The 20,507-nt window shown below is 60.8% G+C and carries 18 protein-coding genes; 7 read left to right on the forward strand and 11 right to left on the reverse strand.

Going from position 1 to position 20,507, the window contains the following annotated elements:
- The first annotated feature begins 131 nt into the window (after positions 1-131).
- Genes ACILSI_RS05410 through ACILSI_RS05420 form a run of 3 tightly spaced genes read left to right on the forward strand, consistent with a single transcriptional unit; the run spans position 132 to position 2,583 of the window.
- On the forward strand, positions 132-362 hold the full coding sequence (locus tag ACILSI_RS05410) for a ferrous iron transport protein A (protein ID WP_395720831.1): 231 nt from the start codon (positions 132-134) through the stop codon (positions 360-362).
- The gene (gene feoB, locus ACILSI_RS05415) at positions 359-2,443 is read left to right on the forward strand and encodes a ferrous iron transport protein B (protein ID WP_395720832.1); all 2,085 of its coding nucleotides are present in this window, start codon (positions 359-361) and stop codon (positions 2,441-2,443) included. Before ACILSI_RS05410 ends, feoB begins: the two co-directional genes overlap by 4 nt.
- An 11-nt stretch (positions 2,444-2,454) precedes the next feature.
- A complete protein-coding gene (locus tag ACILSI_RS05420) occupies positions 2,455-2,583 on the forward strand; it encodes a FeoB-associated Cys-rich membrane protein (RefSeq protein WP_395720833.1) in 129 nt (42 codons plus the stop codon).
- A gap of 191 nt (positions 2,584-2,774) precedes the next feature.
- Here the strand turns inward: ACILSI_RS05420 and ACILSI_RS05425 are convergent, their stop codons facing one another.
- The 3 genes from ACILSI_RS05425 to ACILSI_RS05435 all read right to left on the reverse strand — a co-directional run bounded on the left by ACILSI_RS05425 (position 2,775) and on the right by ACILSI_RS05435 (position 4,512).
- The gene (locus ACILSI_RS05425) at positions 2,775-2,990 is read right to left on the reverse strand and encodes a hypothetical protein (protein WP_395720834.1); all 216 of its coding nucleotides are present in this window, start codon (positions 2,988-2,990) and stop codon (positions 2,775-2,777) included.
- A 478-nt stretch (positions 2,991-3,468) separates the two neighbouring features.
- Positions 3,469-4,167, reverse strand: coding sequence for an alpha/beta hydrolase (locus ACILSI_RS05430; RefSeq protein ID WP_395720835.1), 699 nt, complete (start codon positions 4,165-4,167; stop codon positions 3,469-3,471).
- 123 nt (positions 4,168-4,290) lie between these two features.
- On the reverse strand, positions 4,291-4,512 hold the full coding sequence (locus ACILSI_RS05435) for a hypothetical protein (RefSeq protein ID WP_395720836.1): 222 nt from the start codon (positions 4,510-4,512) through the stop codon (positions 4,291-4,293).
- Between the two features lie 124 nt (positions 4,513-4,636).
- Here ACILSI_RS05435 and ACILSI_RS05440 point away from each other — a divergent pair, with 124 nt between their 5' ends.
- Positions 4,637-5,437, forward strand: coding sequence for a type II toxin-antitoxin system RelE/ParE family toxin (locus ACILSI_RS05440; protein ID WP_395720837.1), 801 nt, complete (start codon positions 4,637-4,639; stop codon positions 5,435-5,437).
- Positions 5,438-5,500: 63 nt separating this feature from the next.
- Here the strand turns inward: ACILSI_RS05440 and ACILSI_RS05445 are convergent, their stop codons facing one another.
- The 3 genes from ACILSI_RS05445 to ACILSI_RS05455 all read right to left on the reverse strand — a co-directional run bounded on the left by ACILSI_RS05445 (position 5,501) and on the right by ACILSI_RS05455 (position 8,848).
- Positions 5,501-6,397, reverse strand: a complete 897-nt coding sequence (locus ACILSI_RS05445; protein ID WP_395720838.1) for a DUF2971 domain-containing protein — start codon at positions 6,395-6,397, stop codon at positions 5,501-5,503.
- Complete coding sequence (locus tag ACILSI_RS05450) at positions 6,394-6,630, reverse strand: hypothetical protein (RefSeq protein ID WP_395720839.1); 237 nt, start codon at positions 6,628-6,630, stop codon at positions 6,394-6,396. The genes ACILSI_RS05445 and ACILSI_RS05450 overlap by 4 nt, the downstream gene beginning before the upstream one ends.
- Positions 6,631-6,826: 196 nt before the next feature.
- A complete protein-coding gene (locus tag ACILSI_RS05455; protein WP_395720840.1) occupies positions 6,827-8,848 on the reverse strand; it encodes an ATP-dependent helicase in 2,022 nt (673 codons plus the stop codon).
- Positions 8,849-8,976: 128 nt separating this feature from the next.
- On the opposite strand from ACILSI_RS05455, the gene ACILSI_RS05460 reads away from it, so the two are divergent.
- Entirely contained in the window at positions 8,977-9,378 is a 402-nt protein-coding gene (locus ACILSI_RS05460; protein ID WP_395720841.1) for a hypothetical protein, read from the forward strand.
- A gap of 142 nt (positions 9,379-9,520) precedes the next feature.
- On the opposite strand, the gene ACILSI_RS05465 is transcribed toward ACILSI_RS05460, so the two are convergent.
- The 5 genes from ACILSI_RS05465 to ACILSI_RS05485 form a co-directional block, all read right to left on the reverse strand.
- Positions 9,521-10,831, reverse strand: coding sequence for a Gfo/Idh/MocA family protein (locus ACILSI_RS05465; protein ID WP_395720842.1), 1,311 nt, complete (start codon positions 10,829-10,831; stop codon positions 9,521-9,523).
- A 640-nt stretch (positions 10,832-11,471) separates the two neighbouring features.
- Positions 11,472-12,872 (reverse strand): MBL fold metallo-hydrolase RNA specificity domain-containing protein, encoded by a 1,401-nt coding sequence (locus tag ACILSI_RS05470; protein WP_395720843.1) that lies wholly within the window; start codon positions 12,870-12,872, stop codon positions 11,472-11,474.
- A gap of 174 nt (positions 12,873-13,046) precedes the next feature.
- A complete protein-coding gene (locus ACILSI_RS05475) occupies positions 13,047-14,675 on the reverse strand; it encodes a PrsW family glutamic-type intramembrane protease (protein WP_395720844.1) in 1,629 nt (542 codons plus the stop codon).
- Between the two features lie 7 nt (positions 14,676-14,682).
- Entirely contained in the window at positions 14,683-14,997 is a 315-nt protein-coding gene (locus ACILSI_RS05480; RefSeq protein ID WP_395720845.1) for a hypothetical protein, read from the reverse strand.
- A 10-nt stretch (positions 14,998-15,007) separates the two neighbouring features.
- The gene (locus tag ACILSI_RS05485) at positions 15,008-15,481 is read right to left on the reverse strand and encodes a GNAT family N-acetyltransferase (protein WP_395720846.1); all 474 of its coding nucleotides are present in this window, start codon (positions 15,479-15,481) and stop codon (positions 15,008-15,010) included.
- Positions 15,482-15,629: 148 nt separating this feature from the next.
- Between ACILSI_RS05485 and ACILSI_RS05490 the strand changes: the two genes are divergently transcribed.
- Together ACILSI_RS05490 and ACILSI_RS05495 are read left to right on the forward strand one after the other, a co-directional pair.
- Entirely contained in the window at positions 15,630-16,718 is a 1,089-nt protein-coding gene (locus tag ACILSI_RS05490; protein WP_395720847.1) for a hypothetical protein, read from the forward strand.
- A gap of 135 nt (positions 16,719-16,853) precedes the next feature.
- Positions 16,854-20,501, forward strand: a complete 3,648-nt coding sequence (locus ACILSI_RS05495) for an ATP-binding cassette domain-containing protein (protein ID WP_395720848.1) — start codon at positions 16,854-16,856, stop codon at positions 20,499-20,501.
- The last annotated feature ends 6 nt before the right edge of the window (positions 20,502-20,507 follow it).

Here is a 20,507-nt window from a genome sequence, read left to right on the forward strand (position 1 = left end):
GCGTCACTTCTTGAGGCAATCGCCAAGTCATCGTTGCCAAAGAATCGCGGCTTGTTAATCTTGCGCACAAGTGTGCGACAGAGTCTCATTTGCAGGCTCGTATGCCTTTTCAACCCGTTTACACCATTCCAATGCCTTCCACCCTTGCTGAACTTCCCGTTGGCATCGACGCCATCGTGCAGGCCATGCCTACCGGCCGGTCCTGCCTCACCCGTCTGCGGGAAATGGGCATTGTTCCTGGCACCCGCATCCGTGTGACGCGCCGCGCCCCGCTGGGCGAGCCGATCGAGATCAGCGTGCGCGGATCGCAGCTTTCCATGCGCAACCACGAGGCGGCCTTCATCGCCATCTCTGCCGCATGAGTGCCCCCGTCTCCGAAACGCCGCTCATCGCCATCGTGGGGAACCCGAACTCGGGCAAGACCACGCTCTTCAACCTGCTCACCGGCCTCAAGCAGAAGGTCGCGAACTACCCCGGCGTCACCGTCGAAAAGAAGATCGGCGAGTGCTACAGCCAGCACGGCAAAAAACTGCGCCTGATCGACCTCCCTGGCGCTTACAGCCTCAACGCCCGCTCGCCCGACGAGGCCGTGCTGCGTGATGTTTTGCTCGGCCGCCGCCCTGAGACGCCGCGCCCAGACCGCGTCGTGTGCGTGGTCGATTCGGCGAACATCGAGCGCAATCTCTACATGGTCAGCCAGGTGCTCGAACTCGGCCTGCCGACGATCCTGGTGCTGAACATGGTCGATGTGGCCGAGCAGCGCGAGTGGCGCATCGACGCCGCGAAGTTGAGCGACCTTCTGGGCATTCCCGTCGTCAAAACGCAGGCTGTCACAGGGCAGGGGCTCATCGAATTGAAACTCGCCCTCAGTCGCGAGGACGTGCCCGCCACGAAATGGCAGAGCGCCGTCATTCCCGCCGGTGTTCGTGCCGCGTTGGAGCAAAGCCGCGGCCCCTTGTGTGAAATGGGGGCCATTCATGCCAAGGCTTCGCTGCTGGAGCCGCTCTACCTGCTCTCCGACCACGATCCCACGCACTACGGCCTCGCCGATGCGCAGATGAACCGCGTGCATGAGCTGCGGAAGAGCATCGACGCTGCTTTCCCCGGCTGGGAGGACGATCTCGTGGCCGAGCGCTACCGCAGCATCGAAAAACTCTGCGCCGAGGTGCTGCGCCGCCCCGATCAGGAGAAAGAGACGCTCACCACGAAGCTTGATCGCTTCTTCCTCCATCCCGTGCTCGGGTTTGTGAACCTGCTGCTCGTGCTCGGCATCCTGTTCTACCTCATCTTCCGCGTCGCCGAGGGGCCGATGGGCTGGATCGAGTCAGGATTCGGACAGCTTGGATCTTGGGTGGAAGGTTTGATGTCTCCCGGCGATCTGCGGGATCTCATCGTCAATGGCGTCGTGCCCGGCGTCAGCGGCGTGGTCATCTTCCTGCCGCAAATTTTGATCCTGTTCTTCTTCATCGGCATCATGGAGGACACCGGCTACATGTCGCGTCTCGCCTTCATCATGGACTGGCTGATGAGCAAGGTGGGACTCAATGGGAAGTCGTTCCTGCCGTTTCTGAGTTCCTACGCCTGCGCCGTCCCTGGCGTCATGGCCGCGAGAACCATCGACAGCCCGAAGGACCGGCTCATCACCATCCTCATCGCGCCGCTCGCCTCCTGCTCCGCACGATTGCCCGTGTACTCGCTGCTCATCGCCGTCTTGTTTCCCTTCGGGCAGGTCGGCGCGTGGACGCAGGCCGGATTGATGCTCGCGCTGTATGCGCTCGGCACCGGCGGCGCGTTTGTCTTCGCGTGGATCTTCAGCAAATGCGTCATGAAGGGCGATAGCAGCCCGATGATCCTCGAAATGCCGCCGTATAAACGGCCCGCGCTCAAATCCATCCTCCTGCTCGTCTGGCAGCGTGCGAAGGCCTTCCTTGTTCGTGCAGGCACCATCATCCTCGGCATCTCAATCCTCATCTGGGCCGCCTCCACCTATCCGAAGACCGACACCGAGGACAAATCCCTCCAGCTCGCCAACAGCTTCGCCGGGCAGGCCGGCCACTTCATCGAGCCCGCCATCGCGCCCCTCGGCTACGACTGGAAGATCGGCATCGGCCTCATCGGCAGCTTTGCCGCGCGTGAGGTCTTCAATTCCACCATGAGTGTCGTCTATGCCGTCGAGAGCGAGGACGACGAAAACCTCGACCCGCTGCGCGACAAGCTCGCCGCCGAGCGCCGCCCTGACGGCAAGCCCGTCTATTCCCCGCTCGTCTGCATCAGCCTGCTTGTCTTCTACGTCTTCGCCATGCAGTGCGTCAGCACCATCGCCATCGTGAAACGTGAAACCGGCAGTTGGAAGTGGGCGTTGATTCAATTGGGCTACATGACCGGCACCGCATATGTTCTGAGCCTGCTTATCTTCCAAATCGGCACCGCGCTGGGCTACTAACTCCAACTCTCATGAACGAAAACTGGCAATCCATCGCCGCCATCGCGGTTGTTTTGTTCACCCTGGTGCTGTTCGCCGTGCGGGCCGCGAAACGCCGCAAAAAGCCCGGCTGTGGTGGCGGTTGCGGGTGTGTGAAGTGATTCTCAAGCGCCTGCATGCGGGGATGACTTCGAGGTTTCGATGGAAGATGAGAACACCATCACTCTGCGTCGGATCACCCAGCCGCTGTCGAAGCATCCGAATCTGGATGACTTGCTGGCCCAAGTGACGCCGGAGAACCTGCATCCCACCAAGGAGAGGCACAGAGGAATGCATTTCAGAACGCTTCAGTTCAAATCCTGATCTCCGGGCCTTCCTCCCGTCGCAGGAGCGTCCATGAGGAGCCTTGGCGGCGGAAGGTGTGGCGGACTTGGGTGAGGTTGGGGGACTGGTGGCCGATGTAAAGGACGGTGGTGATCGTGTCGGCGGTTGGGGACTCGCTGTCGAGGATCACGCGGGTGGCGAGCGTGTCGTCGGAGCGGCGATGGCTCCACCAAGGGCAAAACATAACCAAAGACCCGAAACACAAACTTTCGGACACGCCCTCGGACACGCCCAATAGGCACGCGGAAATCCGCCGCAGGCGAGCCTTTCTGCCCGCAAGGCTTGCCTTATTTCCATTTAGGTGTGCCTTTTCACGGCCAAGGCTTGCCTTTTTCCCGTTCAGGCGAGCCTTTTCTCGGCAAAGGCTCTTCCTTTTCAGATTAAGGCACGCCTTTCTCCGATTCAGGCGTGCCTTTTTCTGATTCAGGCATGCCTTTCCGCCACCAAGGCACTCCTTTTTTCCGTTCAGGAGGAACTTTCTGGCGAAAGGAAGGAGCGTATTTTCGTCCAGGCATGCCTTTCTGCGGCAAAGGCTCTCCTTATTTTCGTTCGGGCATGCCTTTTCACGGCAAATGCTCACCTTTTTCTCGTGCAGGTCTGCCTTTTCTCCCCGTCTCCAGGTCTCCTCCTCTCCAAGTCTCCTAGTCCTTCGGTTCTGGCTCTCAGTCCTTTATCAGCCACGCCAACGCTTCCGGCAACTCCTCGCCCCAGCAGGCGGAATCGTGGCCGCCGTCGTATTCGTTCAAGTGGATGGTGTGACCGGCGGCGGTGAGCGCGGTGAAGAGCCGGCGCACGGAATCGAGCTGGCTGGTCGTTTGCACCAGCGGCGTGGGCGGATGGGAGACGTTGGTTTGCCGTTCCTGCGTGCCCACGCTCAGCCAGAAGCGGTTCGGCGTCGCTGGCATCGCCGGGAGGGATTGCGCGAGCCATTCGTCCTGCCACCACGCGGAGGGCGACTGCGCCAGCACACCGGCAAAGACGCCGGGATGCCGCAGCGCGGTGAACACGGCCTGCAAGGCGCTCAAGCTCAGCCCGCACAGAAACACCCGCTCAAACCGCCCCGCCTCCCGCTCGATCCACGGCGGCATCTCCCGCGCCAGGAAGTCCGCGAAGGCTTCGTTGCAGGTGTAATCCGGATGCCGCCCCGCCGCGCTCGCATTCGGCAGATACACGCAGGTCACTGGTGGCAACGCACCCGCCGCCTCCGGCTCGCGTAGGATGACCGGAGCCTTCACGCGCTCCGTGTACAGCTCCCCATCCAGAAACAGCAGGCAGTCCTTCGCCTCGCCGATGGTGGCGCGGTGAATCCACGCCTTGCGCGGTGCGGGGAGAATGGCGCTGGGGATTTCGTGTTCAGTCATGATTGGGGTTAGAAACACCGCAGAGATGAGAAGACCGCAGAGAATACAAAATGCCTTTCTCTGCGGTCTTCTAAACTCTGCGGTGTGAGAAAATCAAAAAGCAGAATCAAGGAGCGTGGTGGCTCAGATCCTGATCTCCGGGCCTGCCTCCCGTCGCAGGAGCGTCCATGCGGAGCCTTGGCGGCGGCAGGTGTGGCGGACTTGGGTGAGGTTCGGGGACGGGTGGCCGATGCAAAGGACGGTGGTGATCGTGTCGGTGGTTTGGGACTCGATGTCGAGGGTCACGCGGGTGGCGAGGGCGTCGTCGGAGCGGCGATGGCGTCGTCGGAGCGGCGATGGCTCCAAGTGAGCGCGTGCCAGTCCTTCACCGGGGTGGTTTAGGTCGCGGCAGCATGCCGCAGCGTGAAGCCGGGCAGATGAGAATGTGTTGCGGGGGATAAAGACGGCGTGTTTGATGCACACAACAGAGATGAGCAGCGCTCAACATATATTACTGATCTACACGGGCATTTACATGCTCATACTGGTCGGTGTTTGGAGTTGGCAGCTCAAGTGCGAAGAAAAGGAGCCATTCTGGCCGATTGCAGTGTTGCTGATTCTTTGGCCGATGACGCTCTTCTTTGTTATTTGCAGAGTGCGAAACCAGTTCCGACATGAGGCCAATTACTCGCGTTTTCGGAAGGAACGAGAAGAGGAGAGACAAATCTTGGAAACCGCCATCAACCAAGGCCTTCGGAGTGCTGAGGAGTCGAATGAGATATTGCCCGAGGAGCGAACTGCCCTCAGCCTTTATTTGAATGCCTTCAAAAAGGGCAGCTATGAAACATTTGCGAACTCTCTCTTGAGGCAAGAGATACAGCGTTTTTGGCAAGCGAAGGAATCTGCGGCGAAGTTCATGTCTCTCTGGTTTGGTGACATCGTTACACCAAGCGATGCAGTTTTGGTTACTTCTAACGTTCGTTTCGCGCGTTCAGGAAGCTCGAATCCTGAGACATCGCATGGTGAATGGCTTGTGGCGCTCACTAGGGAGTTCATGAAGTCAATCGCCCAAATAGACCGCAAGTTGCAGGGGCGCATCTTGGAGGCGTTGGGTGACATTGCCCAGGATCCTATCACGGTAAAAGGTGACACGATAAAACCTCTTTCTCACGAGTTTGCGGGTCTCTGGCGTTATCGCCTTGGCGACTTTAGGCTCATTTATCAACCATTGCCCGGGAAGCGGCATGTTCTTCTTCTTGCGCTCGCGCCTCGTGGCTCAGCCTATGGTTGAATCCTCTGAATCTCCTTCCTGGGTCAAATCCATGTTTGGGGACTAGGCATGAGCTGAGTACTCTTATTGAACTTCCCTGCGGATCATGTGACGACCACTGTCGATTGATGCCTGCCAAAGCTTAACATGTGGATACTTGGTTTTGACCAGCTGTTGCAACTCAGTTCTATCATTCTCCGACATCAGGGCTCCAAAGGTGACGCCTATCAATTCTTCCACGAGAAACTCATAATCTGAATATTCGCCCTGTTCGTGGGAGCGCTTCCATGAAGCAAGCCTCCACTCTTTCTCATACGCCCAATCGGTTGTCTTGGTATGCATGTACTCCTCCATGATTCTGGTCATGGCATATTGCACCTCATAAAACAATAGGTCAGCCAATCCGGCTGGAGTGTTAACACTTAGCGGGTCATCGGTATAGTTTACCGGCTTTGCCGTTAGCCATGCGCTATCCAAGTGGTCAAGGCAGGCGAATTCGAGTAGAGCACCTCGGTGTCCTTGGGAATAACGATCCCACATGGAGGCTGAATCCCAGCTTTCCGTGAAGCATAGTATTCGTTGTTCGCAATACATCGAGCGCCATTCCTTTCGAAGAATCTCAAGCCCTTCGCTGGTGATGCTCGGATCCTGCCGAGACTCCTCATTCGCCGCGAGTATTTGCCTCTTTAATTCATCGTCCGTTTTCGAGATTCCATACAACAACATCTTCGTCATTGGGGAGTGATGCTCTGGATGAGGGAGATTGGGGGTAATCACCAGGGCATTCATGCGATCAACTAGCGCATTACTGATGCGATTCTCGTCAACTCCGTCCAGTATCTCCTTCGGAACATCGAATGGATCATTAAAAAGCGACGGCACGCTCCATCGCAGCTTTCCACCGGCGAGAATTATTTTGGAGGTGTCTGCGTTAGCATGCTTGTAAAATGAGTGCCGATCATGGAGGCGATTTGGGTTCATTTTCTCAACGATCTATTGATTGGTGCTTGGGAGAGGATTTCTAGCATCTGTTGGGCGCTGCCTCGGGCTGCTCGGCGGTGGATGTAGGCCAGCATGTCTTCGTGGGAGAACGAGGCGGACGGGTCGCGGTCCATTTCGATCTCGCGGTCGTCTGCGATGGCCTCCAGTTCGGCATCGCGGGTGTCTGGGGACGCACAAGCAGAGGAACCGGCTGGATCAGGTGTCGCATTCATGGGCAGAGGATGACCATAAGCAGCTGGATGGTCAAGGAGCGGGACTTGCCAAGTCCCGTGGGGGCTGCGGCACTTGGCAAGTGTCTCTCCTTGGGATCTCCGTGCCTTGGAACTTAAAACCTTAAACTTGGAACGACGCGGCAGAATCGAGGACGAGTTCGAGTAGGAGGACGAGTAGGATTGCCTGCGGCTCCGCTCACCACCCGCTCTTCACATTCCACACCTCGACGAGATCCTTCGGCAGATCGGTGATGAAGCGGCTGGGGCGCATCATGATGTCGCCGTCGCGGGCTTGGTGATTGATGACGGGGTAGGTGAGGTAGAGTTCGTCCTTGGCTCTTGTGACGGTGACGTAGAAGAGGCGGCGTTCTTCTTCGAGGGCGGTGTCGCCGCCTTCATCGATGGCGCGTTTGTGGGGGAACATGCCGTCGGCGAGCCAGATGGCGAAGACGACTTTCCATTCGAGGCCTTTGGCTTGATGGCCGGTCGTCAGCGTGACGGCGTCGCGGTCCTGCGGCTGCTGGTCGGGTTTGTTGTCGGTATCGACACCGCTGAGCAGGGAAAGCTGGCTGAGGAATTCGAGGGGATCGGTGAAGCGGTCGCTGAAGTTGCTGAGCTGTTCGAGGTCCTGCTGGCGCTGCTCGTAGTTTTTGAACTTGGTCTTCATGTAGTCCTCGTACACGCCTTCGACGATGCTACGGATCATCAGGGCAGGGGCGGCGGGCCGGCCTTCGGCTCCGATCATTTCATCGAGCACGTAGGCGACCTGATCCCAGGTTTCCTTGGCCTTCTTCGGCACTTTGAGCGGCAGCAGAATCTCGGAGAAGCTGGCGGGCATGGCTTCGGATTTGGCGGCGTCGCTTTTGAGCCAGTCGGTCCAGAGTTTGACGGCGCTGGCGTTGCCGATGCCGGGGATGAGGCGGACCATGCGCATGAAGCTGACCTCGTCCTGGCGGTTCACAGCGAACTTCATGAAGGCGGCGACGTCTTTGACATGGGCCTGCTCGAAGAAGCGCAAGCCGCTGGTGATCTGAAACGGAATGCCGCGCTGGGTGAGTTCCATCTGCACCTCCATGCTGTGGAAGTGGGCGCGGTAGAGGATGGCGATGTCGTTGAGGTCGAGACCCTGCTCGTCCTGCAACTCGAGGATGCGCTGGGCGATGAAGGCGGCCTGCGCGGAGGAGGAATCGAGCGCGACGAGGGCGGGCAGCGTGCCGCTGGACTCGCGGGCGGGGCGCAGCGTCTTCGGCACCTGGCCGCGATTCATGGCGATGGCGGCGTTGGCGAGATTCAGCACCTCGGGCACGCTGCGGTAATTGATCTCGATCTTGTGCGTGCGGGCACGCGGCCAGTGCTCCTCGAAGTTGAGGATGTTCGAGACATCGGCGCCGCGCCAGGAGTAGATGGACTGCGCGTCATCGCCCACGACGGTGAGGTTTCCCTGCGGGCCGGTGAGCAGCTCGATGAAGCGGCACTGGAGGCTGTTGGTGTCCTGATACTCATCGACGAGGATGAACTCGAACTGGCGGCGGTAGCGCTCCAGCAGATCTTCGTTTTCCTCCAGGAGCTGCACGGTGAGCGACAGCAAATCGTCGAAGTCCATGCAGTTGGTCTCGCGCTTCTTGTCCTGGTAGAGCTTGCGCAGCTTCAGGATGCCCTCGGCGACTTGCTCGAAGTAAGGATAACGTGAGGTGATGATCTCCGGGAGCTTGGTGAGCGTGTTGTCGGCCAGCGAGTAGATGTCGCCGAGGACTTCGGCCTTGGGGAACTTGTAGCTGGTGACGTCGATGCCGCTGGCGCCGATGACGGTCTCCATGAGGTCCTTCTGATCCTCGCGGTCCATGATGGAGAAGCCTTTGCGGTAGCCGAGGCGCTCGGCGTTGTAGCGCAGGATGCGATTGCCGATGGAGTGGAAGGTTCCGCCCCACAGGCGCGTGGTGTCCGTGGTGACGAGCGCCTGCACGCGCTCCAGCATTTCCCGCGCGGCTTTGTTGGTGAAGGTGAGCAGCAGGATGGACTCCGGCGGGATGCCGTTATCGAGAAGCCAGGCCACGCGGTAGGTGAGCGTGCGCGTCTTGCCCGAACCTGCTCCCGCAATGACCAGCGCCTGCCCCGGTGGGCTGGTGACGGCGGCATACTGCTGCTCGTTCAGCTCCGCTTTATAGTCGATGCGGGGGGCGGAGTCGGGAGCGTGATGCAGCGTGTAGTTGCGGGGCATGAGGGGAGGTAGGATGGACGAGGGCGGAGGGCAAGAATGGATTGAGGAAGCCTGAGTTTTGAGGGCAGGAACGAGTCTTCTTCGGTGTTGCCGTATTCCGTGCCCGGCCTTTGAGTGCGGGCAAGCTCATGATTCCTCTTCCAGACTGGACACGCCTGAATCCACCCAAGCTGCCGCCTTCTCCGGGAGGGCCGGGTCCGCGAGGATTGGGGCAGGGTTTGCTGGTCTTGGGTGCGTTCCCGATGATCATCGTCGGTGCGATCGCTGGAGGCTTGCTTGCTGCGCGATTGCATCCCTGGCTCGGGATACCCGGCGGTTTGGTGGGGCTGGGTTTGACGATCGGCTTGTTGGGAGAGGGAGGGCTCTTGTGTGGTGTCTTTGAGACACTTTTTTACTCGGCTGTGACGTTCGTATTCTCCGGTGGGTTGGAGCCCGGCGCAGATCATGGCCCAGCCTGGCTCAAGGCGGGTGTGGTGGCCGTGGTGTTCATCGTGGCGACTTACTCGGCATGGAAGATCAACCGGGCGTGAGCGCCTTGGCGATCATTGCGTGTGGTGGCGAAATGAGAAGTCGAACATCGTGAAAACGCACGATGGAATGGAGTGATCGTTCATGATGCCGCGGCGTGGCAGAATCGAGGACGAGTAGGAGGACGAGTAGGATTGGCTTCGCCTACACGGGATACTTCCACTCGCCGCGATATTCGCGGCTCAGCAACTTGCTCGCCTCAGCATCCCCAACGATCTCTTCCTTCTCCGCGTCCCACTGGATGCTGCGACCGGCTTTGTAGCTGAGCATGCCGAGCATGGGGAGGCAGGAGGAGCGGTGGGCGCTTTCGATGTCGGCGACGGGCTTGCGCTTTTTCTCGATGGCGTCGATGAAATCGGCCCACAGCAGGGCGATGTTGTGGCCGTCGGGCTCTTGAAGCTGGTGATTGCCGTGCTTTTCGCCTTCCTTCGGATTCACGGGGTAGAAGGTCCAGCCGTCGCGCCAGCCGATGTGGAGCACGCCTTTCTCGCCGTAGAAGTAGCAGCCGATCTTGTGCTTCTCGTTGTTGTTGTCGGCGAATTTGCGGTGCTCCCAGGTGGCGGTGAACTGTTCGAACTCGAACGTGGCCATCTGATGATCCGGCGCGTCGGTGGTCTGCTCGGTGTCATTGAGCACGGCGGGTCCGGCGATGTTTCTGCCGCCGGTGCAGAAGACTTTCTTCGGGCCTTTCTCGCCGCTCCACAGCAGCACCTGGTCGAGCCAATGCACGCCCCAGTCGCCCATGGTGCCGTTCGCGTAATCGAGGAAATGCCGCCAGCCGCCGGGGTGCAGCTTGGTGTTGAAGGGGCGCATTGGCGCGGGGCCGCACCACATGTCCCAGTCCATGCCCTCGGGCACTTTGCTGTTCGGCTTCGGCACTTCGGCTCCGCCCTTGCTGATGGCAAAAGCGCGCACCATGCCGACCTTGCCGACAGCGCCGGACTTGAGGAAATTCATCGCCTCAACGTGATGCGGGCCGATGCGGCGGTGCAAACCCACCTGCACGACGACGCCAGCCTCGCGTGCGGCCTTCACCATCGCCTTGCTCTCGTTGATCGTGTGTCCCGTCGGCTTTTCCACCAGCACATGCGCGCCCGCTTTGCACGCGGCGATGGTTTGCAGCGCATGCCAGTGGTCCGGCGTGGCGATGATGACGATCTCGGGTTTCTCCTTCTCCAACAGCTCACGGTAGTCCTTGTACAGCTTCGGATCGTCACCGGAGAGTCCATTCACATCATCACCCGCGTTCGAGGCTACGTCCTCATGCGCATCGCAGAGGGCGCAGACCTTCACGCGTCCTGAAGCCAGCGCCTCCTTCAAGAGGTTCATCCCCCACCAGCCGGAACCGATCAACGCCGTGCGGTATTTCTTCGCCGGATCAGCGCCGAAGATGTGAAACGACGAGGCGGCAAAGGCTGCCGTGGTGGCAGAAAGGAAATGGCGGCGGGAGGTCATGGTTGGGGGCGATGAAAGCATGCGAGGCGAGAAAACGCCACCGGTTCGAGCGGCTTGCGGGAAATGGCGGCTCCAAACTCGATAAGGTGTTTTATCGGGCCAACGGCCCGTAGGATTCAGCCCAGGGCGCAGCCCTGGGTTTTGTGGCGGATAGCATCCTGCTCAATGCAGCGCTCCTACGGAGCGCTGGAACTGAGAATTCCAAGCAAGCACGGCATTCGCGCTCAAGGCGTCGCCTTTCATCAGAGGTGCTTCATGGTTTGTCTCCGCCTACTGCGAAGGCGAATGACAACATGGATGCAAATAAGCACCAAAGAATATGAATGGCATTCGAAGCCAGCAAGAACCCTCCCGACAACACGGTGCCTGCTGCTGCTAGCCACACCCATCCAAGGTGGAACAAGAGAGACAATATCCAGATACAGCGATGAAACCTTGGTGATCCGTAACCCGCTGCTCGCACTGCCCAAAAAAGCCAAACAACGAGACCCAACAGATAAGGGATGGATTCCTTTGGATCGTTTCGAGGAAACAAGCGCCACACCCAAAATATGCCCCCAGTAAAAAGGATCGTGGCGGCTATTCGCCCTGCCCGCCATTTGCTATTCTTCGCGTGGTTCATAGATGCTGGGAGCTGAGTTTACAGCTCCACCTGCTGTCCCATCACCGCCACCTCCACACTGCCTGTGGTGTGTTTCACATCCAGCGCGGCTTTGAGGGCGCTGGAGCGTTCGGGTTCGCCGTGGACGAGGAAGACGCGTTTCTTTGGGCCTTGGACGCGGTCGAACCAGCCGAGGAGCTCGTCGTGGTCGGCGTGGCCGGAGAAGGAGTCGAGGATTTCGACATCGGCGTTCACCTGGAACTCGTCGCCGAGGATGCTGACGTGTTTGTGGCCTTCGCGCAGCTTCCAGCCGAGCGTGTTTTCGGCGCAGTAGCCGACGAAGAGCAGGATGTTGCGCTCGTTTTCGACGTTGTTGCGCAGATGATGCAAAATGCGGCCGGACTCGGCCATGCCGGAGGCGGAGATGATGATGGCGGCACCCTTGATCTTGTTGAGGCTCTTGGATTCATCCACGCTGCGCACGAGTTGCAAGCCCTCGAAGCCGAAGGGGTCGTTGCGCATGAAGATGGCGTCGCGCACGGCGGGTTTGAGGTCGTCGATGTGCAGGCGGAAGATTTCCGTGGCCTTCACGGCCAGCGGGCTGTCCACAAAGGTGGGGATGGGCGGGAAGCTCTGCTCATGCCGCAGATGATCCAGCGTGAAGAGGAGCTGCTGCGTGCGCTCGACGGCGAAGGCGGGGATGATGAGCTTCCCACGTTGCTGCAAAATGCGGCGGATGATCTGGCAGAGGTGCTCCTTGGCGTTGGTGGAGAGTTCGTGATGCCGCCCGCCATAGGTGCTCTCCATGATGACGTGGTCGATGTTCTCGCAGGGCTCGGCATCGAGCAGGAGGTCATTGTCAGGCCTGCCAATGTCGCCGGAGAACAGTAGGCGTGACTTTTTGCCGGTCTGCTTGTCGTCGATGTCGAGAATGACCTGCGCGGAGCCAAGAACGTGGCCAGCATCAATCAAAGTCATCTTCACGCCGTCGGCGATGATCATGGGCCGGTGGTAGCCGATGGAAACAAACTGCCGCAGGCATTTTTCCGCATCGATCATTGAGTAACTGGCTTCGAGCAGCGGCAGTTTGTCCTGCTTGCGATGGCGGTTGAGCCATCTGATGTCGCTCTCATGGATGTGTGCCGCGTCCGGCAGCATGATGCTGCACAGGTCGCGTGTGGCGGGGGTGGCGAAGATGTTGCCGGTGAAGCCGCGTTTGCAGAGGTGCGGGAGATTGCCGCTGTGGTCGATGTGCGCGTGGGAGAGCACCACCACGTCGATCTTGGCCGGATCAAAGGGGAAATCGCGATTGCGCTCGAAGGACTCGTGCCGTCGTCCCTGATACAGGCCGCAGTCGAGCAGGATGCGCTGACCGTTGACCTCGATGAGATGCTTGGAGCCGGTGGTGGTGCCGGCGGCACCGCAGAAAGTGAGTTTCATGGTGGGTTGGGGAAGGAGGCCAGTTGCTGCGCAACTGGTGGTTCGGGACACCTCGCACAGCAAACGGTTTGCTTCATTCGACCTGTCTCTGTCTCATAACCCGCGATCTCCGGCAGGATTGGTTGTGGGTTACTGATGTCCGCATTCTCAAGGCAGTGGCATTGATCCCTCGCCTCACACGTTCTCAAACTTCCGCCAGTAGAGCAGGGCGATGGGGACCATGCTGAGGCATTCCTGGCCGGCGGTGGCGACGCCTTCCATGGATCGGGTGGTCCAAGCGCCGAGGATGAAGGAGAGGGCGATCAACGCGGCGGAGCCGAAGGTGAAGACGGCGCGGGGGGAGATGGTGAGGCGGGTGGGCCGGGTCTCCAAGGCGAGCTGGTCGATGAAACGCGAGACGGTGAGGACGAGCACGACGATTGAGAGCCAGCCGTTGTCATCAAGACTGCCGGTGCCGAGCCAGTCGTACGCTCCGTGGGCGGCGACAGCGGCGATGAAGGTGCCGATGAACTCCTCCGCATGGGCAAAGCGGGTGAGCAGCATGCGATAGAGGCTGTGGGCGCAGAGGCCGGTGAGGGAGATGTGGAGGAAGTTGGCGGAGAGGAAGCGCGTCCAGGCGATGGTGCCGCCGTAGTCCTGGTAGTAGCCGATGTTTTCCTCCAGCGAGAAGCCAAGGCCGACAAACGCGCCGGTGAGCAGGGCGAGGCCGGGCTGCCGCCGCCACAGCAGCCAGGGCATGAAGAGGGAGAAGAGCAGGAGCTTGCAGCCTTCCTCCCGCAAGCCGACGCCGACGAGGTAGTAGATCAGATCGTGCGGGAATGGCGCGTCGGGGGTCATGCCCTGGTTGTATTCCTGGTAGGCCAGGATGGTGAGCGTGGGCCACACGCTGCACACGCCGGCCATGAGGGCGGGCATGGGCCGCGCCCAGCGCCAGCGGGCGTGGTCGCTGTGCTGCACGAGGATGAAGTACCACAGCGCGGCGACGAAGAAGGCCAGGGCGAGCATGCCGTAGGGGATGGCGCTGATGCGGTGATGAATGAGGCCGCGCCACTGCATCCACACGTCGCCGAGCAATGCTCCAGCGTGGTGCTGGAGCAGGGGATGACAGGCTTCGACCCAGCCGGGCTGGGTGGCGATGCTGCGCAGCATGTTGAGATCTCGCAAAGTAACGGCGAGGCGCAGCGCCTCCTCACGGGCGGCGGTGGCATCGGTGAAGTGCAGACCTTCGAGATAAAAGGCCTGCATGGCGGCGGCGGTGTGGCCCCGGCGCTTTTGAATGCTGCCAAACAGCTCGGCGGCGAGCATCGGTGGCGGTTGCGTTTTGGCTTTTCGCTCGATTTTTTCAAACGCCGCCTCATCCGCGCCGAGCGCTGTGGCGAGGAAATCACGGAACAGACCAGCGGGCGCGTCGGTGGTGGCGTGCTGGTTGATGAGCTCGGCGATGTGATAGCCGGTGAGGACGCCCGTGGTGATGAAGCCCTGGTACTCGCCGGATTCGTCGCCATCGAGGAGTTTGGGAAGCTGCGCGAGCAGGCGGCGCAGCCAGACGGAGAGCTGGCGTGGCCGCGGCTCCTGCGCGTGGCGGAGCTGGTGATACTCCTGATGCACGAGGTTCAGGGCCGGGGAGACGGTGAATCCCGGCCCGTGGTCCTCCTCCTGGTGACGGACGAGCACGATGGCGCTGGCGGCGATCATGCCGAGAGCGATGATGACGGCGGAGGTGCGCAGCAGGAAGCGGCGGTTTCGCGTGAGGTAGTGCGCACGGGCACGCCAGCCGTGGAAAAATGGGCGCTGATCGCTCATGCGTGGCTCAATCGTGCGCTTTCTTCCACCAGTCGGCGGATTTTTCCCAGGGCGCGGCGGTCTCCGCATCGTCGGGGCGTGGGGTGGTGTGTTTTTCGCGTTCGGACGCGTCTTCCAGCTCCATGAGGAGCCGGACATGGGGCTCTGGCTTCGTGGTGCGGCGCCAGATCAGCCAGGCCCAGGCAGCGAAGGCGCCCAGCAGAAAAAGCAGCGTGCCGAGGGTGAAAAGCACGAACCAGTCGGAGGCCGCCGCCCACTCGCGCGGGATCTTGCTCGTGCCGCCTTCGGGCCGTGGTAGAAAGGCGAGGAGGTGGGGAGGCATGGCGGCGGGCTCAGGCACCGTCAAAGACGAGGCGCATGGGGATCATCTTGGAGAACTGGAAGCCGTGCTTCTGGAAAAAGGCCTGCGACTCGGCGCTGATGCGGTCGGTGAGCAGGGTGATGCGGCGGAAGCGCTTCTCACGGGCGAACTCGATGGCGTGCTCCAGCAAACGACCGCCGTAGCCCTGACGGCGATGCTGCGGATGGACGATGACATCTTCCATGAGAACGACGAGGCCGCCCTCGGCCGTGCTGATGGTGAAGAGCAGGTTCACCATGCCGATGACCTTGTGGTCCGTGCGCAGCACGAAGATGCGGCCGCGGTTTGGCTGCTCCAAAATCAGACGCAGGCCGTGCTCCTGCTTCGATTTGTCCGGACGGAAGTCCTCCTCCTCGCTGAAGAGGGCGACGAGCAGCTCCACGAGCTGAGGGAGGTCTTCAATGGTGGCCGGCTCGATGCGCGGCTCGGTGTCGGTGGCGGACATGTGCGGCAGAATAACGGGGGCGCGGCCAAAGGCAATGCGTTCGATGCAAAGGTTGCGCCACGCTTTTTTTTTCCGCAGATTCACACAAGAACCGGTGGTGGTGGCGTTGAGACGGTTGAACCCCGCTCCCGAACTCAACACTCAGCCCATGAAACCACGAACCTACGTCTTGAACCGGCTTTGCGGCCTGGTGGCGCTCTGCGTCACATCCTTGCAGGCCCAGGAAAGCCCACCGGCGGCCCCGCCCGCTGCTGAAACTCCCCAACCCTCCGTCGAACGGCGTGAGCAAGAAAAGCCACGCGCCAACCCAGCACCGGAACGCGGGGAACCCCGGCGCGACCAACCGCGTGAAGGCGAGCGCCGCGAGATGCCTCCGCCCGCGCGTGAGAACCATCCGCGTGAGCCGCAACGCCGCCCGCAGGCGGAGAATCCCAGGGAAGGGGAGCGTCCTCGTGGTGAGCAGCCCCGACGTGAAGAACATCAAGCAGAGATGCACCATCCGCGTGGCGACCAACCTGGCCGCGAGAACGCAGGGCGTCCCGATGGAGAGCGCCCGCGTGGTGAACCCGATCGTCGCGACGGCGACCGTGGCCCGATGAACCCTCCGCGTGCTGAGCATCGTGACCGTGATCAGGCAGGCAGACCCGAGGGGGATCACCCTCGCGGCGAGATGCAAGGCCGTGATGGCGATCGTGGCCCGATGAACAACTCTCCGCGTGGTGAAGACCGACGCCGTGAGCAGGTGGGAAGGCCTCACGGGGATCGTCCGCAGCTGGGTGGTCCGCATTCACGCGGCCACGGCCCGCAGAACTTTGCCCAGCGTGGTTTTTCCGGGCAGCGCGGTGGCGGAGGAGGTTTTCGTCCGCAGTTCGAGGGTGGACCGCGCGGGGAAGAGCATCGTCATGGGCCGCAGATGATGGGGCAGGGGCCTGAGCGTCGTTTTGAAGGGCGCTTGCAGGAGCCGCAGCGTTTCAGCGGCCCGCGCTTGGATGACCGCCGTGAAGAACCGCGCGGCCCACGTCCACAGTTTAACCCTCGCTTCCAGCGCCATGGCCCGCCGCCGATGGCACAGGGATCGCGTGAAGAGGGCATGCGTGGCCCGCCACCGCCGCGTGGTCATGAGGAACTTCGGGGGCCGCGTCCGCAGTTTGATCAGCGGCCAGGTCCGCAGCGCCCGCCGCAGGGTCATGAGCGCGGTCGTGAAGGGCCGCCGCCTCGTGACTGGCGTGGCGTCTGATCTAGTTTGATGCATTCTCGAATTCGATGCGGCCCGAAAACCGGGCCGCATTTTTTGTGTCGTAGGAGTGATCCTTTCGTCTCGCGGGTTGTGTTTGTTGAAACGGCCTCCATAATCGCGCCCGAAACTCCCCTGATGAGCCTGCCAGACAAGTCCGCCACCACCCAAGGCACGACCACCTCCTCAGGTGGCGCTGCGAAGTCATCCTGGTGGTCGCTGGAGCGCTGGGCACGGCTGTTGAACGGCCAGCCTGAGTTGTCCGCCGCTTCTGCGGCCACGGCCAACACGATGCTGCCGGTGCTGATCGAGGTCTTTGCCGCGTTCAGCAAACTGGATGGCAACATTGAGGAGGAGGAAGTCGAGTCCAGCCTCGGCTACCTGCGCTACGACTATCCCGAGGCCATTTACGCCGACATGCGCCGCCTTTACTTCGAGGCGTTGCAGCACCCGCAGGATCTGACGCAGCGGGCGAAGGAGCTCGGCCAGAAGCTCTCGCAAGAGCAGAAAATCCTGCTCGGGGTGCAGCTCTACCTGCTGATCTCGCGCTCGCAGCAGAATCAGCGTCAGATGGTGGAGTTTTATCTTTTCATGACGAACCTGGGCATCGCCGCCCAGGCCATCGACATCGTCTATCAGCTCAACGCGGGGGACAAACCGCCCGAGGAGGGCTTTTCCAGCAAGGGGGTCCAGCCATTGGACACCCTGCGCATCGGCTCCTCGAAGAACTGCGACGTGTTGCTGCGGTCCTTGTCCGCCGACTGCTCGGTGGTGGCGTTTCGCTTCCAAAATCTCGTGCTGCTGAAAAACACCGGCAGCATCTCAATTCTCGTGCGCAGCCGCCGTCAGCCGCCTGGTGAGTTTTCGCGTCTCTATCCAGGTGAGCGCGTCGTGCTGGAGGATGTCACGCTCGACTACAACGACCTGATTTCCTACTTCAACGCCAAGAAGACGCTCTCCGGCACGCAGATTTACCTCACGCTCTCGGAGAATGGCAACGCGGAGATCGCCCCGCAGCGCGCGCGGGGCACGAACCTGCGCCTCACCTTCGGCCTCGGCGTCACGGTGGAGGCGCTGCGCACCACTCCGGCCACGCTGAATGGCGTCGTACTCAGCAGCGGCACTGTGGTGGAGGCGTCCATCGAGGATAGCATCATCGCGCACGGCGAGGTGGAGATCTCCCTGCGTGATCTGCGCGTGCGCGCCCAGGAGTTTGGCGGCCAGTTCCGTCTCGAAGGCAGCCGCAACACCTATCTCGTCTCCAACAAGCCTGATTTGCTGGATGAAGGGGACATTCTGCTCTCCGAGGACACCGATGGCGAGATTTTGCTGCGCATTGAGTGCAACTACGCGCAGAAAACCGGCACGCTGGAGGTGCTGCGTTCTTCACGGCCTCTCTACATCGGCCAGATTCCGGTGCGTGACCGCATCTCCCTCAACGACGGGGACACGATCACCCTCGGCGAGGGCCAGTACCTCCGCTGCCACTTTTCCGACCGCATCATCGAGGAGGAGCGCAACACGATCCGCCAGATCGAGGTGCGTGAACTCAGTCATCGCTTCGACGGTCGTGATACCGCGCAGGACGGCGTGAGCTTCATCGCCCGTCGTGGTGAGATGATCTGCGTCATGGGGCCGAGCGGCTGTGGTAAAAGCACGTTGCTGCGCATCCTCGGCGGCCAGCTCAAGCCGCGTGGCGGCGAGGTGCTGATGAATGGCATGCCGCTCTACGGCAATCTGCACAACCTCACGCCCTACATCGCCTACATCCCGCAGGAAGATGCATTCGACCCGCTGCTGAAGGTGCAGGAGAACCTCGACTTCTCCGTGGCAGTGCGTTGCCCGCATTTGAAGACGGAGGAGCGCCGCAAACGTGTGGATGCCAAACTGGCGGAACTCGGCCTGGCCGACTTGCGCAAGCGCCTGGCGGGCACGCCGCAGCAGAAATTCCTCAGCGGCGGTGAGCGCAAGCGGCTCAATGCGGGTCTCGACATGATCGGTATCTCCGACGTGTATTTGTTCGACGAGCCGACCTCTGGACTGTCCTCGAAGGACAGCGAGCATGTGCTGGAGATCATCCGCAGCCTGGCGCGCAACAAGATCGTTCTCACCTCGATCCACCAGCCCAGCTCACGCCTGCTGGCCATGTTCGACAAGGCGCTGCTGCTCGACAAAGGCGGCAAGATGGCCTTCTTCGGCACGCCGCAGGGCATGCTGGAGTATTTCTGGCGCGTCTATCACACGGAAACCGGCCACGCAGGAGACGCGGACACGAAAGTGCCGGACAACCTCACACCTGACTTCGTCTTCGATGTGCTGGAGACGCCGTTGCGTGACATCAGCGGCGACATCATCCAGGAGCGCAGCGCTGACGGCCATCTTGTGGCCGCGCGCCGCTTCCCTCCGAATTTTTGGCGGGATGCTTATCAAAGGCATCTCATCATGGAAAGCATGGCGAAGCAGCAGCTCGCGCCGGGCAGCACCAACGTCATCGCCCGGCCGAAACGGGATGACAGCCAGAGCTTGAACCGCGTGAGGCAGGCACCGAAGCCGCCGAAGCACACTTTCCGCGAGGAGGGCATCTTGTTTGCTACGCTGCTGAAGCGTGCCTTCCTCAGCAAGCTGCGCAGCCGCACCAATCTGCTCACCACTTTGCTGGAGGCACCGGTGCTGGCCTATCTCATCTCCAGTGTGCTGAAGTACTCCGAGGAGGAGCATTACACCTTCGCCACGGCCTTCCACATCCCGACGTATTTGTTCATGAGCCTCGTGGTGGCGATGTTTCTGGGGCTCACCAACAGCGCTGACGAGATCATCCGAGACCGCCACACGCTGAACCGTGAGCGCAATCACAACCTGCGCACCTTTTACTACCTTTCCGGCAAGATCATCTCTCTCTCCGCTTTCGCTCTGGCGCAGTGTGTGATCTACCTGCTGATCGGCAACTGGGTACTCGAGATCCGGGACATGTTCCTGATCCATCTTTGGTGGATGTTCCTCACCGCGCTCACCGGCGTGTGCCTGGGGCTGTTCATCTCCAGCATCGTCACCGACAACCGCACTGCGGTTAACGCGATCCCGCTTATTTTGATCCCGCAGATCATCCTCGGCGGAGCCTTGATCAAATACGAGGAGATGAACAAGAACCTCGACCTCGTCTATTCCGTGGGGCGCTGGCTCAAAAAGGCCGGCAACGACGAAGATTCCGCCAGCAAGCTCAAGGTGCCCTTCATCTGCCAGTTCATGCCGCTGCGGTGGTCGTACGAGGGTGTCATCATCGCACAGTCGAAGCTCAATCCGCTCACGCGGAACCAGGATTTCCTCGATGAGCGTATTCAGTCGCTTCTGCCGCCGGTTGGTTCGGACATGACCGATTTGCAGCGCCACGAACTGGAACTGACCAAGCAGTCGCTGGCCGTCGTCTCCGGCCTCTACGCCGAAAACCCGCGTGAAATCTCCAAACGGCTCGGCTCCATCCGCGAGGCCGTGCTCAGCGGGCGCATCGAGCCTCCGCTGCTCGAAGGCATGTTGTCCCAGGACGACGGAGTCAGCGCTGAGGAGGTCTATGTGAACCGCAAGGTGCTCGACCTCGTGACCAAGGCGGAGATGGAGCGTGAGGACTACCGGCGCAAAACCAGCCCCAATGTCTTCTTTGGCACGCGCAAGACCTACCTGGACACGAAATACAACACGCTGTGGATTAACAGCGTTGTGATTCTCTTCACTCTCGCAGTGCTCATCGCCGCTGTGCAGATCAGCCTGCGCCGCCAGCTCACCAAGGTTTGATGATTC

The sequence above is a fragment of the Prosthecobacter sp. genome, assembly GCF_044232965.1.
Lineage (GTDB): Bacteria > Verrucomicrobiota > Verrucomicrobiia > Verrucomicrobiales > Verrucomicrobiaceae > Prosthecobacter.

Bases quoted from the DNA above. Each gene is read 5' to 3' on its own strand.
- ACILSI_RS05430 (WP_395720835.1), bottom strand. From the start codon at position 4,167: ATGACTGAACACGAAATCCCCAGCGCCATTCTCCCCGCACCGCGCAAG.
- ACILSI_RS05410 (WP_395720831.1), top strand. From the start codon at position 132: ATGCCTTCCACCCTTGCTGAACTTCCCGTTGGCATCGACGCCATCGTG.
- ACILSI_RS05420 (WP_395720833.1), top strand. From the start codon at position 2,455: ATGAACGAAAACTGGCAATCCATCGCCGCCATCGCGGTTGTTTTGTTC.
- ACILSI_RS05490 (WP_395720847.1), top strand. From the start codon at position 15,630: ATGAAACCACGAACCTACGTCTTGAACCGGCTTTGCGGCCTGGTGGCG.
- ACILSI_RS05485 (WP_395720846.1), bottom strand. From the start codon at position 15,481: ATGTCCGCCACCGACACCGAGCCGCGCATCGAGCCGGCCACCATTGAA.
- ACILSI_RS05465 (WP_395720842.1), bottom strand. From the start codon at position 10,831: ATGACCTCCCGCCGCCATTTCCTTTCTGCCACCACGGCAGCCTTTGCC.
- ACILSI_RS05445 (WP_395720838.1), bottom strand. From the start codon at position 6,397: ATGAACCCAAATCGCCTCCATGATCGGCACTCATTTTACAAGCATGCT.
- ACILSI_RS05480 (WP_395720845.1), bottom strand. From the start codon at position 14,997: ATGCCTCCCCACCTCCTCGCCTTTCTACCACGGCCCGAAGGCGGCACG.
- ACILSI_RS05450 (WP_395720839.1), bottom strand. From the start codon at position 6,630: ATGAATGCGACACCTGATCCAGCCGGTTCCTCTGCTTGTGCGTCCCCA.
- ACILSI_RS05440 (WP_395720837.1), top strand. From the start codon at position 4,637: ATGAGCAGCGCTCAACATATATTACTGATCTACACGGGCATTTACATG.
- ACILSI_RS05495 (WP_395720848.1), top strand. From the start codon at position 16,854: ATGAGCCTGCCAGACAAGTCCGCCACCACCCAAGGCACGACCACCTCC.
- ACILSI_RS05455 (WP_395720840.1), bottom strand. From the start codon at position 8,848: ATGCCCCGCAACTACACGCTGCATCACGCTCCCGACTCCGCCCCCCGC.
- ACILSI_RS05460 (WP_395720841.1), top strand. From the start codon at position 8,977: ATGATTCCTCTTCCAGACTGGACACGCCTGAATCCACCCAAGCTGCCG.
- feoB (WP_395720832.1), top strand. From the start codon at position 359: ATGAGTGCCCCCGTCTCCGAAACGCCGCTCATCGCCATCGTGGGGAAC.
- ACILSI_RS05475 (WP_395720844.1), bottom strand. From the start codon at position 14,675: ATGAGCGATCAGCGCCCATTTTTCCACGGCTGGCGTGCCCGTGCGCAC.
- ACILSI_RS05425 (WP_395720834.1), bottom strand. From the start codon at position 2,990: ATGTTTTGCCCTTGGTGGAGCCATCGCCGCTCCGACGACACGCTCGCC.
- ACILSI_RS05470 (WP_395720843.1), bottom strand. From the start codon at position 12,872: ATGAAACTCACTTTCTGCGGTGCCGCCGGCACCACCACCGGCTCCAAG.